The sequence below is a fragment of the Cryptosporangium japonicum genome (genome assembly GCF_039524755.1).
In the GTDB taxonomy this organism is placed as follows: Bacteria; Actinomycetota; Actinomycetes; order Mycobacteriales; family Cryptosporangiaceae; genus Cryptosporangium; species Cryptosporangium japonicum.
In genome coordinates, this window is record NZ_BAAAGX010000040.1 from 1 (window position 1) to 9,299 (window position 9,299).

The following is a 9,299-nucleotide window of genomic DNA, read 5'->3' on the forward strand; positions in this document are numbered from 1 at the left end:
GATGCGAGCACGGCGCGATGCGAGCACGGCGCGATGCGAGCACGGCGCGATGCGTGTATCGCCCACCAGCGCGGCAAGTGGTCCCGTTACGGCGAGCTAGAGCGCGCCGTAACGGGACCGCCCGGAGCGCGCCCTCACAGACCGCTACGTGCAATGAGATCGGGCCCTCACACCACCCGAAGCGGACCCGAAATGGCGGGTCAGAGCACGCCATCGAGGGACCGCTTCACGCGCCCCCTCGACCGCAGCCCGCACGGAAAACTGGGCCGGGGGCAGACAGCCCGAATTGAAAGCTGCCGTGCTTCGGCGTAACCGCGGTTCGAACCCGGCCCTTTCGGGCGCGCAGAGAGGCGACCGAGGAGCACGACCTTGAAGCGGTCCCATAACGCCACGTCATAGCACGCAATTAGGGGACCGCTTCGCCCGGCTTCAGGGGGACCGCTTCGCCGGGCTTTAGGGGACCGCTTCGCCGGGATTTCGAGGGGACCGCTTCGCCGGGCTTTGGACAGGCCATGTTCGGTGTGTGCCCAGATTCACGAGGGCCGGCTGAATTCGGCGCCCTTGGGGCACGGAATGGGTACTTCCGCCGGCGCCACCCGAAGCGGTCCCGTTTAGGCCAGTCCTGGCACGCCGCTTCGGGACCACTTGGGGCCGCGCCCGGCAGCTCAGACATCGCTAGGTCGGAGCCACTCGAAACAGTCCCTAACTGGCAGGCCAGGGCACGCCCTCTCGGGACCGCTGCACCTCGTGCAGGAAGGGCTGACCCCTCATCCCCCGATCCGGGCCCGAAACGGCGAGCTAGACACGCCCACCCCGCCCCTCTAGATCCGAGCGCTGTAGAGCGGACCCGAAATGGTGGGCCAGAGCCCACCCTAGAGGGACCGCTACGCCGGAGAAGGGCAAGCCGCACACGCCCCCGAAATGGCGAGCCAGAATACGCCCCGAGAAACCGCTGCCCGGAAAGAGCTCGCACCCATCACACCTCACAGCGGGCCCGAAAGAGTGGGGCAGAGCCTGCCCTTACGGGACCGCTGCACCTCTCGCGGGAAAAGCTCGCCTCCACCGAATCAAGCGGACCCCATCCGGCAGCCTCGGACACGCCCTTTCGGGACCGCTTGGCTGGCGACCACGTACAAATCACGAGTCGGGCGGTAAGGGCCACGCGGCGGCTACCTCGCAGTTCGGGCCGCACGGAGTGGGCACACCGGTCCAGCCTCCGCCTCGGATCGTCTCCGCGACTTCCGCCGCTACGGCGCAGGGGCGCCATCGCACGTCCTGCCAGCCGTACCGCAGGGTGATCTCCCGTCGTCGACCCGCCGCGTTGTCCCGCGCCAGGTCGCGCCAACGCGCGGGGATCGGCTCGTGCGCCGCGCGACCATCGAGTTCGATCGTCGTGCGGAACTCCACCAGGCCGACGTCCTGGCGGGTGCCGTTCACGGCGCGTTGGCGCTCGCCGCCGGGGAGTCCGTGAGCCCGTTCGACGTCGACCAGGAACAGCCACTCGAGTGCCGAGTGCGCGCCGCCCTCCACGTCGGCCAGCACGGCGAAGAACTCGTCGCGTCCGGGCATTCTCGGGTGGGCGCGTGCGAAGTCGCGGGCCTCGCGCAGCGCTTGGGGATACTGCTGGGCCGTCCGACCGAGCACGGCGGCCCGGTCGGCCGGGGTGCGTGCGGTCGCGCACAGGTCGACGGCGGTGCGCGCGACGCCCGTACACGGGGGTGACCCGGCCGGCACGAAAGGCACGCGGGAGCGGTGCACCACCAGACCTCGTCGGGAGCGGGCATTGCGCGGCCGGACGATCGTGACGTGGATGGCCTGCTCACGTCGTTCGGGGATCAGACCCCACACCAGACCGGCGGTGCGGTGGCTCAGCGCGGCACCCGGGCCGGCGTGCAGGACCGCCACCCAGTACCGCGTCATCCTCGGCAGTGGGCCGTTGAACACCACGTAGATGCCGGGAATCGGGCGCTGCCAGCGACTCGCGGCGACCTGGGCGGACCAGTGCCCGCGGGTGAACCCGTGGGCGAGCAGCTGATCGCGGGTCGCCGCACCGTGTTGCCGCCGCAGCAGTGCGTCCCAAGACTCCATGTGCTCACGGTGACCGCTGCGCCCGGGTGGGAACGGGAACGGCGCGAATCTGTGGATAGCCGCTCTAAGTGGGTCGGTTCGGCTGGGACGCTGGGGTACCAGGTGAGGAGTCGCCGATGAGTGTGATCATCCGCCCAGCTCTGCGCGAGGAGATCCCGGCGTGCGCCGCGATCGTCGCGGCCGCGTTACGGGACGACGCGGTGGTGGAGGCGGTGGTGCCCCGGGAGGGGGGTGACCGGCTTCGGCAGCTCACCGCGTTCTACACCGCAGGGTTTCTGCATGGTGCTTTTGTCAGCGGGGTGGTCGACACCGCGCGGCGCGCTGAAGGCGGCCCCATCCTCGGCGTCGCCGCCTGGATAGCCCCGTCCCCGCACCCCACCGAACCCGGCCCCGAACACCCCGACAAAAACGCCAGCCCCGAACACCCCAGCCCCAACCCCCGGCCCGAACACCCCCGGCCCGAACACCCCCGGCCCGAACACCCCCGGCCCGAACACCCCCGCGAAAACGCCGGCCACCAACACCCGGCCGCGGGCACGAAACACCGGCTCCGGCCGACCCGGCCGCACTGGTACCTCTCCGACATCGCGGTCGTGGCCGCCGCGCGCCGGGGCGGCATCGGGAGCGCGCTGCTCGCCCACCGGCTCGGCCGCATCAGCGAACCGGCCTACCTCGAGGCCACCACCCCGGCGAGCCGGCGCCTCTACCAGCGCTTCGGCTTCGAGGTCGTGGCCGCGCTCCACCTCACTCCGGACGGCTACCCGGTGGCGATGCTCACTCGCTGAGCTGCCAGTCCTCGTACTCGAACCCGGGCGCCACCACACAGCTCACCAGCACCGGCGTCTCCCCCGCCGGGGCGGCCGCCTGCCACTGGCCACCGGGCACCAACGCCTGCAGCTGCTGCCCGGCGTCGAGATCGGGGCCGAGCGTCACCGCGTGCACGTCGTCGGCGTCGGGGGCGGACCCGATCCGCAGCGTGAGCGGGCCGCCGCTCTGCCAGAGCCACAGCTCGTCGGAGCGCACGACGTGCCAGCGGGACTCCTCGCCCGGCGCGAGCAGGAAGTAGATCGCGGTCGCGGCCGCACGGGGGCCGGGGTAACCGGCCGGTTCGAACGAGACCGGTGACCGCCAGGTCTGCCGGTACCACCCGCCCTCCGGGTGCGGTTCGAGGTCCAGGTGCCGCGCCAACGCCGGTTTGCTCACCCGGCCACTGTAGGAGCTCACGCCGGCGCGGCGGGATCGCCTCCGGGCGCGGGCGGCGGCACGAGGCCGGCCGGCGGCGCCTCCAGCGGTGTGCCGGCCGGGCTGAGCACGACCGGTGCCCCGCCGGCCGCCACGCCGGCGGCCAGCAGCCGACGGCGGCGCCACACGAAGCCACCGGCGAAGAACGCGCCGAGCACCAGCGTGCCGAGCGTGACCCACAGGCTGAGGATCGCCAGGTCGGCCAGCACCAGCACGCCCCAGAAGAAACCGGAGGCGACCCAGCGCGGCCGCCGTTGGTGGCGGGTCCTGGCGAGCGGATTCATGCGAACACCGTTCCCCGCCGGGACGCCGGTGACACCTCGGGCCTGCTTCAGAGGCCAACAGGCCCTAGCGGCTGTCGTCGTCTCCGCGCTCGAGCTGGGCCAGGAAACGCTCGAGTTCGGCGCCGAGCTCTTCCCCGCTCGGCACGTTCTCGTCGAGTTCGCCGCCGAGCTCGGCCTGCTGACGGTTCGACACGAACGAGTCGTACTGCTCCTCGAGCGCCTTGACCACACCGACGGCCTGTGGGTCGTCGGCGAGCTGGGCGTCGATCTCGCGCAGGCGGGTGACCCCGGCCTGGTGCAGCGACCCGACCGGCAGCAGCAGCCCGGTCTCCTCGGCGACGCCGTCGAGCAGCGCGGCCGAGGCCTGCGGGAACTCCACCGACGCGAGGTAGTGCGGCACGTGCGCGACGAAGCCGATCGCGTCCTGGCCGCGTTCGCCGAGGCGCAGCTCCAGCAGGGCCGAGGCGCTGCCGGGAATGCGCAGGTTGCCGCGCCACACGTTGGTGCGACGCACCAGCTCGGGCCGGGTGCCGTGGGCGGTCAGCGTGGTGGGCCGGGTGTGCGGGACGGTCATCGGCACGCCGCCGAGCCCGACGACCAGCCGGACGCTGAACCGTTCGGCGATCTGGCCGACGGCGGTGGTGAACCGCTCCCACATGACGTCCGGCTCCGGGCCGGTGAGCAGCAGGAACGGCACTCCGGTGGAGTCTTTCAGCGCGTGCACGACCAGCTGCGGCGGCGTGTAGGACTCGTAGTGGTCCTCGACGAAGACCATCGGTGGGCGGCGCGCTCGGTAGTCGTGCAGCAGATCGATGTCGAAGCGCGCGACGACCTCGCCGTCGAGCGTCTCCACGAGGTGGTTGGCGGCGAGCTGTGCGGCCGAGCCGGCGTCGAGGAATCCGTCCAGGGCGTGCAACAACACCAGCCCACTGTCGGACGGGGGTTCCCAGTCGCCGACGATCTCGTACAGCTCCGCGGGGTCCGGCATGACGGCGACCTCTCCAGACAGCGGGCTCGTCACCAGGCGGGGGTGCCTGGCGAAGGAGCCTCCACGGCTCACCCGTTGCAAGTCAGCCGAGCGCCGCGGCATTCCGTGGGGGCACCCACTCCCACCGTACCGGCGCGGGTGCCCCGGGCCTCACTTCGAGAGGGGATCCTCGCCGCGGCTGATCGCCTCGGCGAAGGGACGCGCGAACTCCTCGTTCAGCTCGACGCCGCGGGCCTGCTCCTCGTCGAGCACGGTCTCCAGCGCGGCCTCGACGGGCGCACCGGCGGCCTGCTCGTACGCGGCCGCGATGCCCTCTTCGACGACCTCGGCCAGTTCGACCGCGTCCACCGCGTCGGACTGACCGACGTTGTCCGACACGACCTCGGGATTCTCGGTCACAGACGACACCGGGGGCCTCCTCAACAACTCGGATGTGCACCCGTACGTACCCCGCCAACAACAGGAGGCAAACGGGTGCGGGGCCGCGCTCCGCCAAAAACAGCGGAACGCGGCCCTGAGACCGCTCCGGTCAGCCCTTCTCGCCGTCGCTGCCGATCAGGCGGGTGAGCGCCTCGACCGCGTCCTCGCTGGACGACGCCGCCTCCTGATTGGCGGCACGCAGCTCGAGAAAGACCTCTTCCCGATGCACCGGCACACTGCGGGGGGCCCGGATGCCGAGCCGGACCACGTCCCCCCGGACTTCGAGCACGGTGATGACGACGTCATCACCGACCATCACGCTCTCACCGGGCCGACGGGTCAGCACGAGCACGGGCAGTATCCCCCCTCGAGGACGAGTACCCGCAGCGTAGCCGAGCGACGAGTCAGGCGAGGGGAGCGCGCACCGGCAGGTTGCTCCCGGTCAGTACGCACTGCGCCGCCTTCATCGTCATCGGGTCGACGACGATCGGCGCCATCAGATTCGCCGTCGAGTCCCGCGGGGTGTCACCGGCAGTCACGATCAACAGCACGAGCAGCTGGGTGGGGTCCTTGGTCCCCATCGCGGCCAGCGTCTCGTCGTCGATCTCCGGTGCGTACTCCGGGAAGAACTGGTGCGGCGCGATCGTGATGAAGCGCAGCTCGGGGTCGTCCACTGAGCGCAGCGAGTTCAGCAGGCCGACCTCGTCGAGGCGGACCAGCACGAAACTCTTGTGCCCCGGGAAGCCCGGCATGGGCGACACGAACTCGATGGTCGGCAGCTGCTCGCCGGCAGCCGCGGCCTTCGCCTCCGCGTTCTGCGCGGACGCCTCGAGGGACATGTCGGTTGCCATGTCAGAGGAAGACTTCGCGGACTTGGTTCTTGGTGACATGTACTCCTCCTGGATTATGAGCAAAAAGGGCTGATCGGTCGGTTTCTCATCGGCTTGGCGCCGTCTAGGGACCGCATTTAGCGGAGGAAATCCATCAGGGAAGGCTGAATGACCTTGGCCGTGGCGCCCAGCGCGGCCTGGTACGCGGTCTGCTGCAAGGTCATGTCCGTGATGGTTTTGGGCAGGTCGATGTCCTCGATCTCGGTCAGCTGGGTCTGGAGTTCCAGATGCCGGTCGTTGGCGGTCTGCTGCATCGAGTCGACGCGGTTCGAGCGCGCACCGACGCTGGCCTGCGCGGTACGGATCGTGGTCAGGGCCGTGTCCAGGCGGTCGAGGTCGTCCGACAGCTTCGACGGGTCGTTCTTCATGTGGTCGGAGATGTCGGCGAGCACCTTGAACACCTGGTTGTCCCCGGTGCCGAAGACCTCCTCGCCGCCGGCGTCGACACGCAGCTTCGTGCCCTCGGCGATCGTCCTGGTGACCGCGCCGGAGTCACCGAGGTAGTTGCCGTCGGTGTCGTACGCGGCCGGCCCCTCGGTGGTGCCGCCGAAGATCGGCCGGTCGATGTACTTGGTGTTGGCCAGGCCGATCATCGCGTCGCGGATCTGGTCGATCTCCGACGCGATGCCCGCGCGCGCGGTGTCCGAGCCGCCGGCGCCGGCCGACATGCCCTGGAGCATCAGGTCGCGGACACGCAGACCGTTGTCGTGCGTCGCGCCCAGCGTGGAGTCGATCGTGTTGAGCCAGTTCTTGCCGTCCGCGGCGTTGCGTGCGTACTGCTCCTGGGTGCGCATGTCGCTGCGCAGCAGCATCGCGGTCATCGTGCCGGTCGGCGAGTCCGACGGCTTCGAAATCAGCTTTCCGCTGGTCAGCTGCTCCTCGGTTTTGCTCAGCCGACCCTGGTTCGCCTGCAGCCCGCGCATCGCGTTCATGGAGAGCGAGCGTTCGGTGACGCGGATGACCACGGCAGCTGTCCTTACCGACCGGTGTTGTTGATCAGGGTGTTGAGCGTCTGGTCGATCGTGCTCATCAGCTTCGCGGCGGCCTCGTAGGCCCGCTGGTACTGGAGCAGGTTCGACATCTCCTCATCGAGGCTCACACCGGACGTGGACTGGTGGTTGCTGTCGAGGTCGGCGGTGATCGTCGACTGGGTCTCCGCCTTCAGCGTCGCGCTTTTGGCGGTGACGCCCAGGTCGGCGACCAGCTGGCGGTAGGTGACGTCGGGCCCGGTGCCGGACGTGGCGACGTCGCCGAGCGCGTCGGCGTTGCTGCCGTCGAGCCGCCCGTTCGCCGAGCCCGAGGCGGCGACCTTGTCGGGATCGGTGATCGACATCGTGATCGACTTCGCGTCGGTGCCGGTGTAGAACGGTTCGCCGGCGTCGCCGTTGCGGTCGAACCCGTTCTGGTGGATCCCGTTCACCGTGGCCGCCAGCTTCGCCGCGACGTCGTCCAGCGACTTGGCGTACTTGGGCAGCACGGTGTTGAGCGAGTCCATCGACGAGCCGAGCTCACCCGAGGTCACGATCGCCGGCTGGCCGTTGTCGGTGAACGTCAGCGACGGCGGGTTGGCGCCCTGCTCGCTCAGCGTCTCGGCGCCGTTGAGCGCCAGCGCACGGGACGCCGTGCCGCTGACCAGCGTCGACCCGAACAGGGAGACGTCGACGGCGCCGGTGTCGCGGACGGTCGCGGTGGCACCGGCCAGGTCGGCCAGTTTCAGCACCAGCGCGTCCCGCCGGTCGGCGAGTTCGTTGGCCGGCAGCCCGCCGACCTTCGCCTGCATGATGCCCTTGTTGAGGCTGGCGATCTCGGCCGCGGCCGTGTTGATGTCCTTGACCTGGGCCGCCGCCCCGGCGTGGGAGGAGCTGTAGATCGTGGAGAGCTGGGTGTGCGCCTGGTTGAGCCCGGTCGCGACCGCGCCGCCCTGCTGCATGACCTTCGTGCGCACCGCGCCGTCACCCGGCTGGTTCGAGAGGTCCTGCCAGTCCGACCAGAACGAGGAGAGGCGTTCCTGCAGCCCGGTGTCGCTGGGCTCCTTGAACACGGCCTGGACGCTGTCGTAGATCTGGCTCTGACCGGAGTGGTAGGCGTTGTTGCCGTGCTCGGTGCGCACCCGGGCCTCGAGCAGCTCGTCCCGGATGCGGGTGACGTCGCCGACGTTGACGCCGGTGCCGACCGGGTCCTGCTTGGCCCAGATCGTCGGGACGTTCGACACGCCCTCGACCGAGGACATCTCGGTCCGCTGCCGGCTGTATCCCTCGGTGTTGACGTTCGCGATGTTCTGGCCGGAGACGTCGAGACCCTGACGCTGGGCCCGTAGCGAGCTCAGCGCCGTCGAGATACCGGAAAACGTGCTGGACACGGCTACATCGCCTCATCCACGAGCCGCGGGCGCGCGCCGGTGGTCACGGTCCCGCCGCGCGGGCCGTAGGTCTCCACCGCGCCGCCGACGGTCAGCAGCGTCTCGCGGACCGCGCGGTGGCCGGACGTCAGCAGGTCGCGGTTGGCGTCGGCCAGCGCGGTGATCTCCGCGGTCAGGGTCAGGAAGGCCTTGCGGTGTTCGGCGAACAGCTTTCCCCAGGGGTCCGGCGCGGCCTCGGCCAGCGCGGACAGGCTCGGGTTCGGAGGCAGGCCCAGCAGAGCGGCGACGACCTCGACTTCGGCGGCCCGGAGCACCTCGACCTGACGGATCTGCTCCAGCACGAGCTCGACCTCACGGGTAGCGTGAGCGAGCCAGCGGGTCCGGGCGGAGGCCAGGACCAACTGCTCCTCCTCCAACTTGAAGAGCAGCAGCTCGAGCATCTCCCGTCCGCGCCAGAGGATGTTCGACAGATCCGCAAAAGCCACGGGTCGACCCTTCTCTGCTCCGGCGGAGCACCGGAACGGCACCCCTTGCTGCTCTGACCGTCGGCAGCACCTCCGATGGCCTGAGAGGTTTCGTCGCACCCGGACGCGAACCTTCTTGCAACTTTTGTTGCAAATGTTCGGATTAGTGTTTTTGATGGTTGGTGGGGTTACACCCTGCAACTGGGGCGCTCCGCAGTGACATCAGTAGCCACGCGAAGCGTCCGGTGGGTCCCGGTCTTCCCGGGGACCGTCGACGAACGTGAAAGGGCCGTTCCTGTGCGCCTCACCGCTGACACCGTGGGCACCGTAGGTAGTGGTGCCAACGCCATCCGGCACAACGAGGACCTGGTGCGTGAGCATTTGCCGCTGGTCGGCCACCTCGTCCGCGAAATGCTCGGCCGCGTCCCCGCCCACGTCAACCGCGACGACCTCACCTCGGCCGGCCTGGCCGCGCTCGCCGCCGCCGCACGCTCCTTCGACCCCACGCGGGGCACGCCGTTCGGCTCGTTCGCCACCGTCCGCATCCGCGGCGCCCTCCTCGAC

The 9,299-nt window shown here is 70.0% G+C and carries 12 protein-coding genes; 2 read left to right on the forward strand and 10 right to left on the reverse strand.

What is annotated here, in order from left to right; all coding sequences use genetic code 11:
• Positions 1-1,137: 1,137 nt before the first annotated feature.
• On the reverse strand, positions 1,138-2,088 hold the full coding sequence (locus ABD437_RS38995) for a hypothetical protein (protein ID WP_344654023.1): 951 nt from the start codon (positions 2,086-2,088) through the stop codon (positions 1,138-1,140).
• A 116-nt stretch (positions 2,089-2,204) separates the two neighbouring features.
• Here ABD437_RS38995 and ABD437_RS39000 point away from each other — a divergent pair, with 116 nt between their 5' ends.
• Positions 2,205-2,873 carry a GNAT family N-acetyltransferase gene (locus ABD437_RS39000; RefSeq protein ID WP_344654024.1) on the forward strand — a complete coding sequence of 223 codons (669 nt, stop codon included), beginning with the start codon at positions 2,205-2,207 and terminating at the stop codon, positions 2,871-2,873.
• Here the strand turns inward: ABD437_RS39000 and ABD437_RS39005 are convergent.
• The 9 genes from ABD437_RS39005 to flgN form a co-directional block, all read right to left on the reverse strand.
• Positions 2,863-3,291, reverse strand: coding sequence for a cupin domain-containing protein (locus tag ABD437_RS39005; protein ID WP_344654025.1), 429 nt, complete (start codon positions 3,289-3,291; stop codon positions 2,863-2,865). The two genes, ABD437_RS39000 and ABD437_RS39005, sit on opposite strands and share 11 nt — an antisense overlap.
• A gap of 17 nt (positions 3,292-3,308) precedes the next feature.
• On the reverse strand, positions 3,309-3,614 hold the full coding sequence (locus ABD437_RS39010; RefSeq protein ID WP_344654026.1) for a hypothetical protein: 306 nt from the start codon (positions 3,612-3,614) through the stop codon (positions 3,309-3,311).
• 64 nt (positions 3,615-3,678) lie between these two features.
• Positions 3,679-4,602, reverse strand: a complete 924-nt coding sequence (locus ABD437_RS39015; RefSeq protein ID WP_344654027.1) for a proteasome assembly chaperone family protein — start codon at positions 4,600-4,602, stop codon at positions 3,679-3,681.
• 150 nt (positions 4,603-4,752) lie between these two features.
• Positions 4,753-5,010, reverse strand: coding sequence for a hypothetical protein (locus ABD437_RS39020; RefSeq protein WP_344654028.1), 258 nt, complete (start codon positions 5,008-5,010; stop codon positions 4,753-4,755).
• Between the two features lie 121 nt (positions 5,011-5,131).
• On the reverse strand, positions 5,132-5,374 hold the full coding sequence (gene csrA / locus ABD437_RS39025) for a carbon storage regulator CsrA (RefSeq protein ID WP_344654029.1): 243 nt from the start codon (positions 5,372-5,374) through the stop codon (positions 5,132-5,134).
• Between the two features lie 52 nt (positions 5,375-5,426).
• Positions 5,427-5,873 (reverse strand): flagellar assembly protein FliW, encoded by a 447-nt coding sequence (fliW, locus tag ABD437_RS39030; RefSeq protein WP_344654030.1) that lies wholly within the window; start codon positions 5,871-5,873, stop codon positions 5,427-5,429.
• 116 nt (positions 5,874-5,989) lie between these two features.
• The gene (gene flgL, locus ABD437_RS39035) at positions 5,990-6,877 is read right to left on the reverse strand and encodes a flagellar hook-associated protein FlgL (protein WP_344654031.1); all 888 of its coding nucleotides are present in this window, start codon (positions 6,875-6,877) and stop codon (positions 5,990-5,992) included.
• A gap of 11 nt (positions 6,878-6,888) precedes the next feature.
• Complete coding sequence (flgK, locus tag ABD437_RS39040) at positions 6,889-8,271, reverse strand: flagellar hook-associated protein FlgK (protein WP_344654032.1); 1,383 nt, start codon at positions 8,269-8,271, stop codon at positions 6,889-6,891.
• 2 nt (positions 8,272-8,273) lie between these two features.
• Positions 8,274-8,711 carry a flagellar export chaperone FlgN gene (flgN, locus tag ABD437_RS39045; RefSeq protein WP_425558348.1) on the reverse strand — a complete coding sequence of 146 codons (438 nt, stop codon included), beginning with the start codon at positions 8,709-8,711 and terminating at the stop codon, positions 8,274-8,276.
• 393 nt (positions 8,712-9,104) lie between these two features.
• Here flgN and ABD437_RS39050 point away from each other — a divergent pair.
• Positions 9,105-9,299, forward strand: a 195-nt coding sequence (locus tag ABD437_RS39050) for a sigma factor (RefSeq protein WP_425558347.1), incomplete at its 3' end; no start/stop codon positions are given.